Below are 16,571 nucleotides of genomic sequence, written 5' to 3'. Positions count from 1 at the left end.
GTGAACCGCTCGATCGCATCCGCTGTCTTCGTTCTCGCCGCGGCGCTCGCCGTCACGGGCTGCGCCTCGACGGCCGGTGACGCCTCCCTCCCGATGACGCCCCTGTCGCGCTATGCGCTGCAGGTCGAACCGGGTCTCGACCGCATCGCCCTGGCCGTTCATGAGCAGGGTCTGTCGTCCAACCAGCAGTCCGCACTGCGCGACCTGGCCGCCCGTTACGGCGCCTCGGGCGCCGGTTCGGTCCGCATCGAATCTCCCGCCGGCGACGACCCCGTCGCGGTGGAGCAGGCCTATGCCATGCGCGCCTTCCTCCAGGCCGCCGGCGTTCCCGGCGACCGCATCCAGATGGCCGCCTATGCCGCGCCCGACCCGCGCGCGCCCGTGCTGGCCGGCTTCGAGACCATCCGGGCCCACATTCCCGACTGCGCGATGGAGGCCCGCAACATGGGGCCCCGCTTCTCCAACCAGAGTTCGGGCGGCCTCGGCTGCGCCATCACCGCCAATATGGCGGCGCAGATCGCCGATCCCCGCGACATTCTCGGCGCCCGGCCGATGACGCCCGCCGACTCCGGCCGGGCCGCGGTGGTGTTCGACAACTATCGTCGCGGGCGGATCAGCTCGACGCCGCAGGAACCCCTGGTGGACGGCGAGATCTCACGGGCCGTGGACTAGCATGAGCAACGCCTTCGCCCCCCGGCCGCTCGACGAGTTCGACGACGAGTTCGATCTCGATGCGGGCTACTCCGCTCCCGGAGCCGTCGCTCCGGCGCAGCCCGACGTCGTCCCCGAGCCCTTCGGGGAGGTGTCGGTCGATCAGCGTCAGTCGCTCCAGTTCACCGCCCCGGACCCCTCGGCGCCCGCCGTCCAGCCGATCCGCGATCTGCAGCCGCCCGCGCCGGCCGGCGGCTTCAACCCGGTCGGGGACCTGGTCGCCGGCGCCAGCGCCGCCTTCTCTCCTCCGACCCTGAGCGGGGCCCATACCGCCGAGGTGTCGGTTCCGCGGATCGCCATCCACGTCTTCGCCGAACGCCAGGACACCCTCGCCGCCGCCGAGCGCGCCGGCCAGGACCGCCGGCTGTCGCGCGCGACCACCCAGATCCGCATCGGCGGCGTCGCCGCGGCGGTCGAGGCCTATCAGCACGAGCCGACGCCGCCCCTGATCGTCGTCGAGTGCATGAAGGACCCGCAGACCCTGCTGTGGGAGGTCGACCAGCTGGCCGAGGTCTGCGACTCCGGCACCAAGGTCGTGGTCGTCGGCGCGACCAACGACATCCTGCTGTTCCGCGAACTGATGCGCCGGGGGGTCAGCGAATATCTCGTCGCCCCCCTCCAGCCCCTGCAGCTGATCGCGGCCATCGGCGGCCTGTTCGCCGATCCGGCCCAGCCGTTCGTCGGCCGCTCGATCGCCTTCGTCGGCGCCCGCGGCGGCACCGGGTCCAGCTCGGTCGCCCACAACACCGCCTGGGCGATGAGTGAGCGGATCGGCGCCAACACCGTCATCGTCGACTACGACCTGCCGTTCGGCACCGCCGGTCTCGACTTCAACCAGGATCCGCTGAGCGGCGTCGCCGACGCCCTCAGCCAGCCGGACCGGCTCGACCCGGTGCTGCTGGACCGGATGATGGTCCGCTGCACCGACAAGCTCAGCCTGTTCGCGGCCCCGGCCACGCTCGACGTCGACTGGGACATCTCCCCGGAAGCCTTCGAGGAGGTGACGACCCAGATCCGCTCGACCGCGCCCTTCGTGGTGCTGGACCTGCCGCATCTGTGGTCCGGCTGGATGCGCCGCACCCTGATCGCCGCCGACGAGGTGGTGATCGTGGCGACGCCGGATCTGGCCAGCCTGCGCAACGCCAAGAACATGATCGACCTGATCCGTCAGGGCCGACCCAATGACGCGCCGCCGCGGCTGGTGCTCAACCAGGTCGGCGTGCCCGGTCGTCCGGAGATTCCGGCCAAGGATTTCGGCGCCGCCCTCGGGGTTCACCCCAGCCTGATCATCCCGTTCGAGCCCAAGGTCTTCGGCGCCGCCGCAAACAACGGCCAGATGATCCTCGACGCCGGCGGCAAGTCCAGGTCCGGCGAGGCGTTCCAGACCCTGGCCCAGATCGTCTCGCGCCGCGAACTGCCGATGATCGCCGGGCCGAAGGGCAAGGCCGGCAAGGGCGAGAGCAAGTCGATGTTCTCCGGCCTGTTCAAGAAGAAGTCCTGACGGGTGTTCGGCAAGCGCACAGGTCAGCCCGGCACTATCGCCACCGCACCGCGGCCCGCGCCGGCCGCCGCGCCGGTCGCGCAGCCTGCGCCGGGCATCCAGGTCGAGGCCTTCGCCTTCGGCGGAGAGCCGGATTCCGACCAGGCGCAGGCGGCCGCGCGCAAGGCGGAATCCTATGCCGCCAAACCCGCCTCGCCGGCCGCCGACCGACTGGATGCGCTGGCGGCGCGGCCCCGGCCCGAGCCCGAGATCGCGCCGGCCCGGAACGCCCCCGGCCCCAAGGCTACGCCCGGCTTTGAACAGCTGAAGAAGGCCCAGGCCGTCGCCGAGATCGTCCGCGAGCAGTCGGACTATTATCACGCCACCAAGACGACGATCTTCAACGCCCTGATGAACACCATCGACCTGGCCCAGCTGGCCCAGCTCGATACCAAGGCGGCGTCGGAAGAAATCCGCGACATCGTCGCCGAACTGGTGGCGATCAAGAACGTCTCCATGTCGGTGGCCGAGCAGGAGCATCTGGTCCAGGACATCGTCAACGACGTCCTCGGCTATGGCCCGCTGGAGCCGCTGCTGGCGCGTGACGACATCGCCGACATCATGGTCAACGGCGCCGGCCGGGTGTTCATCGAGGTCGGCGGCAAGGTCCAGCTGACCAATGTCCGCTTCCGCGACAACAACCAGCTGATGAACATCTGCCAGCGGATCGTGTCGCAGGTCGGCCGCCGCGTCGACGAGAGCAGCCCGATCTGCGACGCCCGCCTGCCCGACGGCAGCCGCGTCAACGTCATCGCCCCGCCGCTGGCCATTGATGGCCCGACGCTGACGATCCGGAAGTTCAAGAAAGACAAGCTGACGATGAAGAATCTGGTGGAGTATGCCTCCATCAGTCCCGAAGGCGCGCGCGTGCTCGGCGTCATCGGCGCCTCGCGCTGCAACCTGGTCATCTCGGGCGGCACGGGTTCCGGCAAGACGACCCTGCTGAACACCCTGACGGCCTTCATCGACCCGACCGAACGCGTCATCACCTGCGAGGACGCGGCCGAACTGCAGCTGCAGCAGCCGCACGTCGTCCGTCTCGAAACCCGCCCGCCCAACCTCGAGGGCCAGGGCATGATCACCATGCGGGATCTGGTGAAGAACTGCCTGCGGATGCGTCCCGAGCGGATCATCGTCGGCGAGGTCCGCGGCCCCGAGGCCTTCGACCTGCTGCAGGCCATGAACACCGGCCATGACGGCTCCATGGGCACGCTGCACGCCAACAGCCCGCGCGAAGCCATCAGCCGGATGGAGTCGATGATCACCATGGGCGGCTACGGCCTGCCCTCGAAGACCATCCGCGAGATGATCGTCGGCTCGGTCGACGTCATCATCCAGGCCGCCCGTCTGCGCGACGGCTCGCGCCGCATCACCCACATCACCGAAGTGGTCGGGCTGGAAGGCGATGTGATCGTCACCCAGGACCTGTTCGTTTACGAGATCACCGGCGAGGACGAGAACGGCAAGATCATCGGCCGTCACCGTTCGACCGGCATCGCGCGTCCCCGCTTCTGGGACCGCGCCCGCTACTACGGCCTCGAGCGCGAGCTGGCCGAAGCCCTCGACGCGGCGGAGTAGGGCGGATGCTTCCCATCCTCGCGGCGGTCCTGGCCTTCATCACCATCGGCGGTCTCGGCTGGGCCTTCGTCGGCGGCGGCGATTCCAGCGAGGCGGCGGTCAAGCGCGCCCAGACCTTCGGCGGTCCCAAGCAGAACAACGCCGCGGCGAAGCGGGCGGCCGCCGCCAACACCCCGGAAGCGCGCCGCAAACAGATCATGCTGCAGCTCCAGGAATCGGAGCGGGCCGAGCGCAAGGCGCGTATCAGCCTGTCGGCCAAGCTCAAACAGGCGGGCCTGACCACAAAGGTCTCGACCTTCTGGATCATCAGCGGCGTGCTGGGCGTCGTCGCCATGCTGTTCCCCCTGCTGTTCGGCCTCAACCCGCTGTTCAGCCTCGGCGCGGGCGTGGTCTTCGGTCTGGGCCTGCCGCGCTGGGTCGTCGGCTTCCTGGGCAAACGGCGGATGAAGAAATTCTCCAGTCATTTCGCCGACGCGGTCGACGTCATCGTGCGCGGCATCAAGTCCGGCCTGCCGGTCCACGACTGTTTCAAGATCATCGCCCGCGAGAGCCCCGCCCCCCTCGGGCCCGAGTTCCAGAAGCTGGTCGAGGGCCTCGGCGTCGGCCTGACCCTGGCCCAGGCGCTGGACCGGATGTACGAGCGCATGCCGACGCCGGAGCTGAAATTCTTCTCCATCGTCATCGCCATCCAGCAGAAGACCGGCGGCAACCTGGCCGAGGCCCTGAACAACCTCTCGATCGTACTTCGGGCCCGCAAGATGATGGGCGAGAAGATCAAGGCCCTGTCCTCCGAGGCCACCGCCTCGGCCGGCATCATCGGCTCCCTGCCGCCGGCGGTGATGATCCTCGTCAGCATCACCACCCCCGCCTACATGGCCAAGCTGTTCACCGATCCGCGGGGCCAGTTCATGCTGCTGATCGCCATGACGATGATGGGTTTCGGCGTCTTCGTGATGAAGAAAATGATCTCGTTCAAGTTCTAGGGGACGGCCGGAGCCAATGATCGACTTCTTCACCAATGTGCAGAACCTGCTCAGCCTCGGCGTGGGCGTGCTGGTGTTCGCCACCCTGGTGACCCTGGCCGGCTCGTTCGGCGGCGGGGCGAAGCTCGAGAACCGGCTGAAGGCTGTCGCAGTGCGGCGCGAGGAGCTGAAGCGCCGCTCGCGCCAGGCCATCGCCGCCCAGAATTCCGGGACCCAGACCCTGCGGCACACCGACGAGGGCTTCAAGAAGCGGGTCGTCGAGCGGCTGAACCTGACCACCCTGCTGGAAGATCCCAAGGTCGCCGAGAAGATGGCGCAGGCCGGCTATCGCGGACCCAAGCCGCTGACGACCTTCTACTTCTTCCGCTTCTCCATGCCCTTTGTCCTGCTGGCGCTGACGGCCCTCTACCTGTTCCTCGTCAACGATTTCGAGCTGTCGGTGATGATGCGGGTCACGGCCTGCATGTTCGCGGCGGTGATCGGCTTCTATGCACCCAACATCTTCCTCTCGAACCGCATCGCCAAACGCCGCGCCTCGATCATGCAGGCCTTTCCGGACGCGCTGGACCTGCTGCTGATCTGCGTCGAGGCCGGCATGTCGATCGAGGCCGCGATCCAGAAGGTCAGCCAGGAGATCGGCGGCTCGTCCATCGACCTGGCCGAGGAGCTGACCCTGCTGTCGGCCGAGCTCAGCTATCTGCCCGACCGCCGCATGGCCTATGAGGGGCTGGCCAAGCGCACCAACCATCCGGGCGTGAAATCCGTCGCCACCGCCATGACCCAGGCCGAGACCTATGGCACGCCGCTGGGCACGGCGCTGCGCACCATGGCCAAGGAAAACCGCGAGATGCGCCTGTCCGCGGCCGAGAAGAAGGCCGCGGCCCTGCCGGCCAAGCTGACGGTGCCGATGATCCTGTTCTTCCTGCCGGTGTTGTTCATCGTCATCCTGACCCCGGCGATCATCAGCATCCAGGACACGATGGCCAAGGGCGGCTGACCTGAGGTCTAGGCCTCGGCGGCGGCCTTCCAGGCGTCGGCGACCGCATCGACGGCGCGCCGCAGATGTTTGCGGTTCCGGTCGAAGAACATCTCGCCGCGCAGGCCCGAGAAGATGATGCCGTTGGCGATGATGCAGCTGTCCGGCTTGTCCAGCGGCTCGATCTCGAAATAGCGCATCGACCGGAACCACAGGCCGCGGCTCTCGGACCAGACCAGCTGGGAATAGGGCTGCCAGTCGCCGACCCGGGTCATGGCCCGTCGCTCCGGCAGGCCCTCGATCCGCTCAGTCAGGGCGATGCCGCCGCCGAAGGCGATGGTCCCCTCAAGCCCGGTCTCGACCGGATTCCAGCGATCCCAGCCCGGCAGGTCCGCGATCAGGTCCCAGATCCGGTCGGGGGTGGCGCGCACGCCGATGCGGCGTTCGATACGGGCGATGTCCATGGCCCCGATCTGCCACGGCTTTTCGGTCAGTAAAAGGGCGGCCGCTTCAGCGGTTGCCTTCCGGACCCGGCTGCGAGGCGGGGGGCGTCTCCGGCGACGGGGTTTCGTCCCGGTCGGGCAGATCGGGCGGGCCCGTGCGGAGCCGGGCGTTGAGGAGGCACAGGGCCGTCGCCGCGGCAAGCATCAGGGCGTTGGCGATGAAGGGGGCAGGCTCGGCCAGTTCGTACAGTGCCACCCCGATCACCGGCGGGCCGAGGAAGCTGAGGCCGGCCAGCGACATCATCAGCCCGGCGATGGCGCCCTGCTCGTGCGGGCCGACCGACAGGGACGACCCCGCGGTAAAGCCCGGTCGGGCGAAGCCGATCCCCATCGACACGACCGCATAGCCGACCACCACGCCATAGTAGCCGGGCGAGGCGATGCTCATCAGATTGCCGACCAGGGCCAGGCCGGCGCCCCACCGCATCAGATCGGCCGGCTGCAGTTTCAGCAGCGGGATCAGACCCCACTGCACCATGAGGGTGGCCGCCGCGCCGGCCAGCATGGCGATGCCGATGAAGGGCTGGGCGTCACGGGCGGCGATGCCGGTCACGGCCAGTTCGTCGATGATGTGGAAGCCCAGCACCGAGATGTTGACCGCCTGGGCCCCGGTGACCAGCAGGCCGTACAGCAGATAGTCCCGCACCCGCGGGTCCTTCCACAGGCCCTTGCCGGCGTCATGGCGGCCGCTGCGGGAGGGGATGCGCACGACCTCGCCGCTGGGCAGTTTGCGCCAGACCACGAACAGCACGACCGCCCCGAACAGGGCGAAGGCGTACATCGGCCCGGCCAGGCCCACGAGCGGCAGGACGAAGAAGGGCGCGAGGGCGGGCCCGATCACCGTGCCGAGGCCCTGCGCCGAGGCCAGCAGGGACATGGCCTGGGTGCGTTGCTCGGGCGTGGTCCGGTCGGCGACATAGGCCTGGGACGCGATCGGCGCGGCCGAGCCGAAGACGCCATAGATGGTCCGCGCCACCGCCATCAGGGTGAAGGCCAGCCCCGCGCCCAGCCATTGCTCCAGCCCCGAGGTCGCGGCCAGGCCGAAGCCGCTCATGGACAGGACGAAGCCGGACAGGCCGATCAGTATGACCCGCTTGCGGCCCAGCCGGTCCGACAGCCGCGCCCAGAACGGCGAGGCGATCGTCCACATCAGGGCGGAGATGGCGAAGGCGCCGGCGACCAGGGTGTCCGACAGGCGGAACTCGCGGCCGATCGCCGGAAGCACGGACTGCAGCGCCATGTTGCCCGCCGCCGCGATCAGGCTGACGGAGAACAGGATGGCGAAGGCGGGCGAGCGAAGATTCACCGCGGGAGCCTAGGCCTGTCGGCGCGGCGCGTCATCCCTCACCCCTCCTTGCCTAACCCGCTCCGGTCCGCGACGGTGGCGCCTCCACCCGGGACCGCGCCATGACCCTTCGCCGCCTGCTCGCCGTCTCGACGCTGTCGCTGGCGCTGTCCGCCGGCCTGGCCCACGCCCAGGCCGGACCCGTCGCCCTGGACCGGATCGAGGCGGCGGTGACGGCGCAGACGCCCCGGGTCGTGGCCTGGCGCCGGGACCTGCACGCCAACCCCGAACTCGGCTTCGCCGAGACCCGCACCGCCGCCATGGTCGCGGACCATCTGCGATCGCTGGGCATGGAAGTCCGCACCGAAGTCGGCAAGACCGGCGTGGTCGGCATCCTGCGCGGCGGCCGGCCCGGCGGAACCGTGGCGCTGAGGGCCGACATGGACGCCCTGCCGGTGCTGGAGGCCACGGGCCTGCCCTTCGCCTCGACCGCCACGGGGAGCTATATGGGCAATACGGTGCCGGTGGCCCACGCCTGCGGCCACGACGCCCATATCGCCATGCTGATGGGCGCCGCCGCGGTGCTGGCCGGCATGAAGGCCGATATCCCCGGAACGGTCGTCTTCATCTTCCAGCCCGCCGAGGAGGGCGCGCCTCCGGGCGAGCCGATGGGCGGGGCCCGGCTGATGATCGCGGAAGGGGCGCTGGCCGATCCGCGCCCCGAGGCCATCTTCGGCCTGCATGTCGTGCCGGGGCGGCCGGGGACCATTTTCTACCGGCCCCAGGGTTTCATGGCGGCGTCGGACCGGATCGACATCACCCTGCACGGCCGCCAGACCCACGGGGCCTGGCCGTGGAAGGGCGTCGACGTCATCGCCGCCTCGGCCGACATCGTGCAGACGATCAACGGCCTGACCGCGCGGACCATCGACCCGACCACCACCCCGACGGTCTTCACCATCGCCACCCTTGACGCTGGCGTGCGCTACAACATCATCCCGGATCAGGCGGTGATGTCCGGCACCCTGCGCACCTTCGACATCGCCCAGCGGGACGACCTCGTCCGCCGCGCCGAAATCGCCATCGACAATGTCGCCGAAACCTGGGGCGCGACGGCCGAGTTCTCGGTGCGCCAGAACGCGGCCCTGGTGTTCAACAACGAGGCCCTGTCGGCCTGGCTGGCCCCGGTGCTGACCGAGGCGGCGGGCGCGGGCAACGTCAACGCGGGCAGCCCGCCCACCACCGTGGCCGAGGACTTCAGCTATCTGTCGCAGGAGGTGCCCGGTGTCTTCTACCATCTCGGCGCCTCGAAGGACGGGGTCGATCCGGCTGCCTCGCCGCCGAACCATTCGCCGGGTTTCGACGTCAATGAGGCGGTGCTGCCGGTGGGCGTCCGGGCCCACGTGCTGAGCGCCATCCGGTTTCTGGAGCGGGAATAGACCATGGCCGACGACAGCGAACTGGAGCGGCTGAAGGCGCGGCGCGTGACCGCCCTCTACCGCCTCGACCTGATCGGCAAGGGCGCGCAGATCACCTATGACGACGGCGCGCCGGTCGACATGAAATCCGAACAGGCCCGGCTCGAGGCGATGGTCGCGGAACTGGACCGGCGTATCGCCCGGCTCGAGGCCACGACCCACTGAGGGCGGCGCGCGCGGCAACCACGTTTCTCAACCCCCCGGCAAGGACCGCGGCGCATCCTCCGTCGCTCGTTCAGGAGGGCCCCATGCGAGATCTGCCCGTTCAACTGCCGCCGATGACGCTGCAACGTCGGGGTAGTCGCCGACGCGAAATCTTCTACTTCCTCGTCGCCTTCGCCGCCATGTTCGGCGCCGCGATGCTGGGACTCGACCTGCTGGTCTAGGCCCGCTCGAAAAACGTCCGGATCACCGTCCGGTACACCTCGGCCAGGGCCTCGATCTCGGCGACCGGCGCCCGCTCGTCGATCTGGTGCATGGTCTGGCCGACGAGGCCCAGCTCCAGCACCGGGCACATGGCGCGGATAAAGCGGGCGTCCGAGGTGCCGCCGGTGGTTGAGGCTTCGGGCCGGCGGCCGACGGCGGCCTCGACCGCGTCCTGCACGCCGGTGACGAACGGTCCGGTCTGGGTCAGGAAGGCGTCGCCCGAATGCAGGTGCTCGAGCTCGATCCGCAGCCCGCTTTCGGCCTGGGCCTTGCCCACCTCGGCGTTGAGCCAGGCCATCAGGCTTTCGCCCGTGTGGTTGGGGTTGAAACGGATGTTCAGCCGCCCCCGCGCCTCGGCCGGGATCAGATTGGTCGCCGTATTGCCGACGTCGAGCGTGGTCAGCTCCAGGTTGGACGGCTGGAAGGCCTCATAGCCGCCGTCCAGCCGGTGGTCGGCGAGACGTGCGACCAGCCGGGCCAGCACCGGGACCGGATTGGCCGCCCGGTCCGGATAGGCGACGTGGCCCTGCTTGCCGTGGACCGTGATCCAGCTGTTCAGCGAGCCGCGCCGGCCGATCTTGATCATGTCGCCCAGGGCGTGCTGCGAGGACGGCTCGCCGACGACGCAGGCGTCGATGACCTCGCCCTCGGCCATCAGGGCCTCGACCACCCGTTTGGTGCCGTGCAGGGCGGGGCCCTCCTCGTCACCGGTGATCAGGAAGGACAGGCTGCCGGGGACCTCGCCCTCGGCCAGCACCCGCGAAACCGCCGCCACCCAGGCCGCGATGCCGCCCTTCATGTCGACCGCGCCCCGGCCATACAGGATGCCGTCCTTCACCTCGGCCTCGAACGGGCCGGAGGACCAGGCCTCGGCGGAGCCGGTCGGCACCACGTCGGTATGGCCGGCGAAACAGAGGTTCGGCGAGTCGGTCCCGCGCCGGGCGTACAGGTTCTCGATATCCTCGAACTTCATCCGGCGGCAGTGGAAGCCCAGCCCGGTCAGGACCCGCTCCAGCACATCCATCGCCCCCTCGTCGGCGGGGGTGACCGACGGCCTGCGGATCAGGTCGCGGGTCAGGGCGACAGGATCGATAACGGGAGTTGATGCGACGCTCATAAGGCTGTGCTTTACGGGGTTCGAACGATTGCGAGAAGGCTTCTCCCCATGCCGAAGATCGACATCGCTGCCGCGCCCACCGGACACGGCACGGCCTATCCCGAGGAATTCGCCGGGCCGTGCAAGCCGCGCCGCCGCTGGCGGCTGGGCGACGCGGTCGGTCTCGACCAGTTCGGCGTCAATCTGCTGCGCCTCCCGGCGGGCGCCTGGTCCAGCCAGCGCCACTGGCATGAGGGCGAGGACGAGTTCGTCTGGATCCTGTCCGGCGAGGTGGTTCTGGTCGAGGAGGACGGCGAGACCGTGCTGCGCGCCGGGGACTGCGCCGGGTTCAAGGCCGGCGTGCCCAACGGCCACAAGATCGAGAACCGCTCCGGCGCCGAGGCGGTGCTGCTCGAGGTCGGCACGCGCACGCCGGGCGGCGACGCCGGCGACTATCCCGACATCGACATGGTCTTCCGCCCCGGCGGCTATTTCCACCGCGACGGGACGCCCTACCCGAAGGCCGACCGCCGCACGTGACCGAAACCCTCGAGACGACCGAACCGGTCCAGCCCCCGCCCCCGCCCGAAGGCCCCGCCAGCCCCTGGGCCATCCGCGACTTCCGCCTGCTGTGGGTCGGGCGGGTGGCCGCCGTGCTGGGCATCCAGATCCAGTCCTCGGCCCTGCTGTGGCAGGTCTATGAGATCGCCCGCCGCGACCATCCGATCGCCGAGGCCAGCCTGTATCTGGGCCTCGTCGGCCTGTGCCAGTTCCTGCCGCTGCTGGCCCTGACCCTGCCCGCCGGCGCCCTCGCCGACCGCCGCGACCGCAAGAACACCGTCACCCTGTCCGTCATCGTCGAGGCGAGCTGCGCCGTCGGCTTCCTGTTGATGGCCCTGCACGGAAACCCGCCGCTGTGGGGCCTGCTGGCCGTCGCCGCCGTCTTCGGCGCGGCCCGCGCCTTCCTCGCCCCGGCCAGCCAGGCCTTCCTGCCCATGGTCGTCGGCCGCCGCGCCCTGCCGCCCGCCATCGCCGCCCAGTCCATCGCCTTCCAGACCGGCGCCATCGCCGGCCCGGCCCTCGGCGGCGTCATCGTCGGCTTCTCCATCCCGCTGGCCTATGCCTCGGCCCTGGCCCTGTTCGCCGTGGCCATCGGCGGCCTGCTGCTGATCCGCACCAGCGGCAAGCCCGCCCCCTCGTCCCACCGGGTCTCCGCTGTCGACCAGGTCAAGGAGGGGCTGGCCTATGTCTGGAACACCAAGATCGTGCTCGGCGCGATCTCGCTGGACCTGATCGTCGTGCTGCTGGCCGGGGTCGCCCTGCTGACACCCATCTTCGCCCGCGACATCCTGCATGTCGGCGCGATCGGCTTCGGCCTGTTGCGCGCCTCCTTCGGCGCCGGCGCCCTGCTGGTGGCCCTGTATCTGAGCCGCTTCCCGATCGTGCAGCACGCGGGCCGATGGATGTTCGCCTCGGTCGCCGTGTTCGGCGTCTGCACCCTGACCTTCGGCCTCTCGACCAGCGTCTGGCTGTCGGGCGCGGTGCTGTTCCTCGGCGGCGCGGCGGACATGATCAGCGTCAACATCCGCCAGACCCTGATCCAGCTGGCCACCCCCGATCACATGCGCGGGCGTGTCTCGTCAGTATCCATGCTGTTCATCGGCGCCTCGAACGAACTGGGCGAGGCCTATTCCGGCGTGGCCGTGCGCTTCCTCGGCCCCATCGGCGCGGCGGTGTACGGCGGCATCGGCGCCCTGGCGGCGACCGGACTGTGGGCGCGGTGGTTCCCGGCGCTGAGGAAGGCGGACCGGCTGGAGTAGGTGAAGTGGCTAGTGGCTAGTGGTTAGTGGCTGGCCGACGCCAGTGCGATGGCGCGGACCGCGCCGCCCTTCCGCAACCAGTGAGGCTGCAATCGCTAGCCACTAGCCACTAGCCACTAGTCACTTCTTCACCACGGCCGGAAATGCTTCGACAGCTTCAGCCCCTGCCGCTGGTAGTGGCTGCCGCCCTCGCCGTAGAGGCGCGTCGGCCGCTCGGTCAGCGGCTCATAGACCAGCCGGGCGACGATCTGCCCGTGTTCGAGCAGGAAGGGCGTGTCGTGGGTGCGCACCTCCAGCACCCCCTTCGACCCCGCGCCATGCGCCTCGTCCGTGCCGAAGCCGGGGTCGAAGAAGCCGGCGTAATGCACCCGGAACTCCCCCACCGACGGGTCGATCGGCGTCATCTCGGCGGCCTGGTCGACGGGGATCTCGACGTCGTCCGACGACGCCAGAATGTAGAACTCGCCCGGGTCCAGCAGCAGTTCGCCGCGCCGCAGGGTCAGCGGCTCCCAGAAGTCGCGCGGGTCGTGGCCGTCGATGTTGTCGAGGTCGATCACCCCGGCGTGGCGGCGTCCGCGGAAGCCGACCACGGACCCCTCGCCGCCCTGCAGTTCGACGCCGACGCTGCGGGTCTCCAGCTTGGGCGGTTCGCCGGCCTTGAGCCGCAACTGGTTCAGCCGCGTGCCCGGCCGCACCAGAATGGGGAAGGTCTGGGGCGAGATCTCCAGATACAGCGCCCCCTCATAGCCCTCGGCCACGTCGTCGAACGACGCGCCGCGGTCGGTCAGCAGGCGCACGAAGACATCGACCCGCCCGGTCGAGCTCTTCGGATTGGCCCGGGCGATCAGGCCCTTCGGCAGGCTCAGCCGCTCCTGCAGCCGGGCGATATAGACGCAGCCGCGCTCCAGCACGACGCCGCCCGACAGGTCGATCCTGTGCATGGAAACGTCGGCGATCCGGTCCTCCACCGTTCGCCGGCCGGGCAGGAAGGAGGCTCGCACCCGCCACGCCTGGTCGGACAGGCGCAGGTCCAGACTGGCCGGCTGCACCTGATCGGCGTCGAACGGGGTGTCCGAGGCGATCGCGCCGCCGGCGATCAGGGCCTCGATGGCCTGGCAAGGCAGGATGCCGGGGATGGGGAATTCGATGGACTGCATGACCATGGCTTACACGATTCCGCCGCCTGTCTCCTCTCCCGAGCGGGGTGCGGGCGCTTGACGTGGGTTCCCGTTCCGCGACCATGGGCGGATGCATGACGCCCGCGCCTATGAAGCCGAAACCGACGGGATCGTGGTCCGCGTCCGGCCCAGCTATCTGGCCGGCCAGTCCGACCCCGAGGGCGGCCGCTGGGTCTGGGCCTATCAGGTCGAGATCGTCAATCTGACCGGCGTCCCGGTGCAGCTGATGGCCCGGCGCTGGGTCATCACCGACGCCCGCGGCCATGTCGAGGAGGTGCGCGGGCCCGGCGTCATCGGCGAACAGCCGACCATCCAGCCGGGCGAAAGCTATTCCTATGCCTCGGGCTGCCCGCTGGGCACGGCCTCAGGCTCGATGGTCGGGGGCTATTCGATGACGGACGCCACTGGCCGCGAGTTCGAGGCGGCCATTCCGGCGTTCAGTCTTGACGTGCCGGGCGACCGGCGGGTGTTGAACTGAGGGAGTGGCCAGTGGCCAGTGGCTGGCCAATGCCCGTGCGACGGCGCGGTTCGCGCCGCTCTTCCGCTAACGAAGAGCCAGCATCACTGGCCACTGGCCACTAGCCACTCATCACTGCGAACCCGCGAAGCGGGTGAGGGGCTGCGTCAACCCGGATAACCGCAGCCCCGCCCCAGTACTCGAGTCCCCGTGCGGGTGGGGTCTCGAGGCGGAGGGCGGCTCTCTATGAGCCGTTCATGACAGCCGTATGGCCGAATTGGTTAATGAGCGATGAGACGATCGCCGACCGCGCTTAAGCAGCGAGCAACCGTTCGTCATCCCGGTGAAAGCCGGGACGCGCGCGATAGCGCCCCTAAATATACCGCCGCAGGCTGCGGGCCAGATCGGTCGCCCCGCCGCGCTTGACCTGCGGCTGGTAGGCGACGCGGGCGTGTTCGACGCAATAGACGCCTTCCGACGAGCGGCGGCCGCAGAAGCTGAACTCGTTCGACGACGGATCGCCGATCGGCCATTTGCACATATGGGCGCCCAGGGTCATGACCGTGGCCGTGCCGGGCAGGTCGGGCATCGGGGCCGGAACCGACGGGGCCGACACAGCGCGCGGCTGCACGGCCTCGATGCGGCGCGGCGCCGACGGGGCCTGGGTCGGCTGGGCCGGACGCGGACGCGACGGACGGAAGGTGGCGCGGGCCGGCTGCGACGGGGCGGCCCGGCCCGACAGGCCGAGGCGGTGCACCTTGCCGATGACGGCGTTGCGGGTCACGCCGCCGCCCAGCTGTTTGGCGATCTGGCTGGCCGACTGGCCCTCAAGCCAGAGTTTCTTCAGCGCGCCGACGCGGTCTTCTGTCCAGCCTGCGGTCATAGCCAACCCTCCGGGTCTCGGATTCAATATATGGGGTCCAGACATCCCTCCCGGGGTCTCGACCTACCACTAATCGTAAACGAGCCCCTAACGGACGCAAGATGTGCGAATCAGTCCGTCCACAGGAACCAGATGTAGGGATGGTTAACGGCGGAGGGGGAGATGAGGGTCGAGGGTCGAGGGTCAAAGCAGGGACTAGCCGCCGCAACACCTGCAACCGCCTTGCAACTCCGCGGCCTGCCGACACCCTGCCTCGACCCTCGACCCTCGACCCTCGACCCTCGACCCTCGACCCCTTGCGCCGCCGTCACCGCCAGCGCATCTGCCCCCCATGACCGACCTCGCCTCCACCCGCCCCGCCGGCCTGCCGCAGCCCCGAAGCTATGAGGGCGTCAACTGGATCGGCGTCCAGACCCTGTACCTGCGCGAGGTGCGCCGCTTCTGGAAGGTCGGAGCCCAGACCGTGGCGGCGCCCGTGGTCACGACCCTGCTCTACATGCTGGTCTTCGTGGTGGCCCTGCAGGGCGCGCGGCCGCCCCTGCACGGCACGCCCTTCGCCGAGTTCGTCGCGCCCGGCCTGATCATGATGGCGATCCTCAACAACGCCTTCGCCAACGCCTCTTCCAGCCTGATCCAGGCCAAGATCATGGGCACCTCGACCGACTTCCTGACCCCTCCGCTCAGCCCGCTCGAACTGACCATCGGCTTTTCGCTGGGGGCTGCGACGCGCGGCATCGCTGTCGGCCTGGTGACGGCGGTCTGCGTCCTGCCGTTCGCGAAACTGGGCGTGGCCAACGTCGCCGCCATCCTGTGGTTCAGCCTGACGGCATCGCTGATGATGGGGATGCTCGGCGTCTTCGCCGGCCTCTGGGCCGAGAAATTCGATCAGCTGGCGGCGGTGCAGAATTTCCTGATCATGCCGATGACCTTCCTCAGCGGCACCTTCTATCTGGTCGACAACCTGCCCGAGCCGTTCGCGACGATCAGCCACTTCAACCCGATCTTCTACATGATCGACGGCTTCCGTTACGGCTTCATCGGCCATGCCGAGGGCGACGTCTGGATCGGCGTGGCGATGAGCGCCGTCCTCACCCTGATCATGTCCTGGGCCTGCTGGCGGGTGTTCAAGTCCGGCTGGCGGCTGAAGAGCTGAACCTCGCCTCTCGAAGGGCGACCCCGACCGATGACGCTCCGCTGACAATCCGCCGATTGCCAGCATATCCCGCCCCGCCAACCCCCTGACTCCGCTTGCCTTTCAAAAATTACAGCGTCCTTATCCCGCCATAGCTGGCCCTCGTCCTAGACTCCGGCCCATCCCGTCGGTGGGGAGGGCGTCGGATCCAACGCCTCGATGTCGGCGGGCTGTGGTCGAGCGATGAAGCCCGGGTGGAGGAGAGTCCGGGGGTCCTCACGGAGGTCGATGGATGGCCTCTGTTTGCTCGCCGCGCGCCTTGGGACGGAACCGCTACTGACTGGATCAGCACGTTCTGCCGTCCGCTCCGCCCGCAAGGGCGGGTCGGGGAGCCGGTGAGGCCCGAGAACGGCCGCCAGCCGGCGGGGCGCGTGGAAAACGGCTACGCGGAGCGGTCTGCTTCGTCGAAACGGTAACAACACAACAGCACCGGGCGAGGCCCGGCCGCTCCGCGCCCTCCCTGAC

17 protein-coding genes are annotated in these 16,571 nt (G+C 69.3%); 12 read left to right on the top strand and 5 right to left on the bottom strand.

The genetic code is table 11. The annotated features are described in order from the left end of the window. From B2742_RS13600 to B2742_RS13580, 5 genes are read left to right on the top strand one after another with little or no spacing between them, the layout of a single operon-like run. A complete protein-coding gene (locus tag B2742_RS13600) occupies positions 1–672 on the top strand; it encodes a CpaD family pilus assembly protein (protein ID WP_292067289.1) in 672 nt (223 codons plus the stop codon). A 1-nt stretch (position 673) separates the two neighbouring features. Then, the gene (locus B2742_RS13595) at positions 674–2,212 is read left to right on the top strand and encodes an AAA family ATPase (protein WP_292067287.1); all 1,539 of its coding nucleotides are present in this window, start codon (positions 674–676) and stop codon (positions 2,210–2,212) included. Positions 2,213–2,215: 3 nt separating this feature from the next. Then, positions 2,216–3,829 (top strand): CpaF family protein, encoded by a 1,614-nt coding sequence (locus B2742_RS13590; protein ID WP_292067284.1) that lies wholly within the window; start codon positions 2,216–2,218, stop codon positions 3,827–3,829. Between the two features lie 5 nt (positions 3,830–3,834). Continuing rightward, a complete protein-coding gene (locus B2742_RS13585) occupies positions 3,835–4,812 on the top strand; it encodes a type II secretion system F family protein (RefSeq protein WP_292067281.1) in 978 nt (325 codons plus the stop codon). A gap of 16 nt (positions 4,813–4,828) precedes the next feature. Then, a complete protein-coding gene (locus tag B2742_RS13580; RefSeq protein ID WP_292067279.1) occupies positions 4,829–5,809 on the top strand; it encodes a type II secretion system F family protein in 981 nt (326 codons plus the stop codon). 8 nt (positions 5,810–5,817) lie between these two features. Here the strand turns inward: B2742_RS13580 and B2742_RS13575 are convergent, their stop codons facing one another. Further along, complete coding sequence (locus tag B2742_RS13575) at positions 5,818–6,252, bottom strand: SRPBCC domain-containing protein (RefSeq protein ID WP_292067277.1); 435 nt, start codon at positions 6,250–6,252, stop codon at positions 5,818–5,820. Positions 6,253–6,298: 46 nt separating this feature from the next. Next, positions 6,299–7,597: an MFS transporter gene (locus tag B2742_RS13570; protein ID WP_292067274.1), complete on the bottom strand. Its 1,299-nt coding sequence runs from the start codon at positions 7,595–7,597 to the stop codon at positions 6,299–6,301. A gap of 101 nt (positions 7,598–7,698) precedes the next feature. On the opposite strand from B2742_RS13570, the gene B2742_RS13565 reads away from it, so the two are divergent. From B2742_RS13565 to B2742_RS13555, 3 genes are all read left to right on the top strand, one after another. After that, positions 7,699–9,015, top strand: coding sequence for an amidohydrolase (locus tag B2742_RS13565; RefSeq protein WP_292067272.1), 1,317 nt, complete (start codon positions 7,699–7,701; stop codon positions 9,013–9,015). Positions 9,016–9,018: 3 nt separating this feature from the next. Continuing rightward, on the top strand, positions 9,019–9,219 hold the full coding sequence (locus B2742_RS13560; RefSeq protein ID WP_292067271.1) for a hypothetical protein: 201 nt from the start codon (positions 9,019–9,021) through the stop codon (positions 9,217–9,219). Between the two features lie 83 nt (positions 9,220–9,302). Continuing rightward, complete coding sequence (locus B2742_RS13555) at positions 9,303–9,440, top strand: hypothetical protein (protein ID WP_292067269.1); 138 nt, start codon at positions 9,303–9,305, stop codon at positions 9,438–9,440. On the opposite strand, the gene dapE is transcribed toward B2742_RS13555, so the two are convergent. After that, entirely contained in the window at positions 9,437–10,597 is a 1,161-nt protein-coding gene (gene dapE, locus B2742_RS13550) for a succinyl-diaminopimelate desuccinylase (RefSeq protein ID WP_292067267.1), read from the bottom strand. The two genes, B2742_RS13555 and dapE, sit on opposite strands and share 4 nt — an antisense overlap. Before the next feature lie 48 nt (positions 10,598–10,645). Between dapE and B2742_RS13545 the strand changes: the two genes are divergently transcribed. Further along, positions 10,646–11,116 carry a cupin domain-containing protein gene (locus tag B2742_RS13545; protein ID WP_292067265.1) on the top strand — a complete coding sequence of 157 codons (471 nt, stop codon included), beginning with the start codon at positions 10,646–10,648 and terminating at the stop codon, positions 11,114–11,116. Next, complete coding sequence (locus B2742_RS13540) at positions 11,113–12,396, top strand: MFS transporter (RefSeq protein WP_292067263.1); 1,284 nt, start codon at positions 11,113–11,115, stop codon at positions 12,394–12,396. The genes B2742_RS13545 and B2742_RS13540 overlap by 4 nt, the downstream gene beginning before the upstream one ends. A 128-nt stretch (positions 12,397–12,524) precedes the next feature. On the opposite strand, the gene B2742_RS13535 is transcribed toward B2742_RS13540, so the two are convergent. Continuing rightward, a complete protein-coding gene (locus B2742_RS13535) occupies positions 12,525–13,553 on the bottom strand; it encodes a 2'-deoxycytidine 5'-triphosphate deaminase (protein WP_292067261.1) in 1,029 nt (342 codons plus the stop codon). A gap of 91 nt (positions 13,554–13,644) precedes the next feature. On the opposite strand from B2742_RS13535, the gene apaG reads away from it, so the two are divergent. Then, a complete protein-coding gene (gene apaG, locus B2742_RS13530) occupies positions 13,645–14,052 on the top strand; it encodes a Co2+/Mg2+ efflux protein ApaG (RefSeq protein WP_292067260.1) in 408 nt (135 codons plus the stop codon). Between the two features lie 352 nt (positions 14,053–14,404). Here apaG and B2742_RS13525 read toward each other — a convergent pair whose 3' ends face one another. Further along, positions 14,405–14,914, bottom strand: a complete 510-nt coding sequence (locus B2742_RS13525) for a GcrA family cell cycle regulator (RefSeq protein ID WP_292067258.1) — start codon at positions 14,912–14,914, stop codon at positions 14,405–14,407. A 331-nt stretch (positions 14,915–15,245) separates the two neighbouring features. On the opposite strand from B2742_RS13525, the gene B2742_RS13520 reads away from it, so the two are divergent. Further along, positions 15,246–16,067, top strand: a complete 822-nt coding sequence (locus B2742_RS13520; protein ID WP_292067255.1) for an ABC transporter permease — start codon at positions 15,246–15,248, stop codon at positions 16,065–16,067. Positions 16,068–16,571 lie beyond the last annotated feature (504 nt).

This window comes from Brevundimonas sp. UBA7664 (assembly GCF_002483305.1).
Classification (GTDB): domain Bacteria; phylum Pseudomonadota; class Alphaproteobacteria; order Caulobacterales; family Caulobacteraceae; genus Brevundimonas.
The sequence above is the reverse complement of the archived record's forward strand: the minus strand, read 5'-3'. Positions and strand labels throughout refer to the sequence as shown.

What these genes read in the sequence shown, in the direction of transcription:
- B2742_RS13520 (WP_292067255.1), top strand. Translation starts at nt 15,246, where the DNA reads ATGACCGACCTCGCCTCCACCCGCCCCGCCGGCCTGCCGCAGCCCCGA.
- B2742_RS13595 (WP_292067287.1), top strand. Translation starts at nt 674, where the DNA reads ATGAGCAACGCCTTCGCCCCCCGGCCGCTCGACGAGTTCGACGACGAG.
- B2742_RS13535 (WP_292067261.1), bottom strand. Translation starts at nt 13,553, where the DNA reads ATGCAGTCCATCGAATTCCCCATCCCCGGCATCCTGCCTTGCCAGGCC.
- B2742_RS13585 (WP_292067281.1), top strand. Translation starts at nt 3,835, where the DNA reads ATGCTTCCCATCCTCGCGGCGGTCCTGGCCTTCATCACCATCGGCGGT.
- B2742_RS13555 (WP_292067269.1), top strand. Translation starts at nt 9,303, where the DNA reads ATGCGAGATCTGCCCGTTCAACTGCCGCCGATGACGCTGCAACGTCGG.
- B2742_RS13565 (WP_292067272.1), top strand. Translation starts at nt 7,699, where the DNA reads ATGACCCTTCGCCGCCTGCTCGCCGTCTCGACGCTGTCGCTGGCGCTG.
- B2742_RS13525 (WP_292067258.1), bottom strand. Translation starts at nt 14,914, where the DNA reads ATGACCGCAGGCTGGACAGAAGACCGCGTCGGCGCGCTGAAGAAACTC.
- B2742_RS13575 (WP_292067277.1), bottom strand. Translation starts at nt 6,252, where the DNA reads ATGGACATCGCCCGTATCGAACGCCGCATCGGCGTGCGCGCCACCCCC.
- B2742_RS13560 (WP_292067271.1), top strand. Translation starts at nt 9,019, where the DNA reads ATGGCCGACGACAGCGAACTGGAGCGGCTGAAGGCGCGGCGCGTGACC.
- B2742_RS13545 (WP_292067265.1), top strand. Translation starts at nt 10,646, where the DNA reads ATGCCGAAGATCGACATCGCTGCCGCGCCCACCGGACACGGCACGGCC.
- B2742_RS13580 (WP_292067279.1), top strand. Translation starts at nt 4,829, where the DNA reads ATGATCGACTTCTTCACCAATGTGCAGAACCTGCTCAGCCTCGGCGTG.
- apaG (WP_292067260.1), top strand. Translation starts at nt 13,645, where the DNA reads ATGCATGACGCCCGCGCCTATGAAGCCGAAACCGACGGGATCGTGGTC.
- dapE (WP_292067267.1), bottom strand. Translation starts at nt 10,597, where the DNA reads ATGAGCGTCGCATCAACTCCCGTTATCGATCCTGTCGCCCTGACCCGC.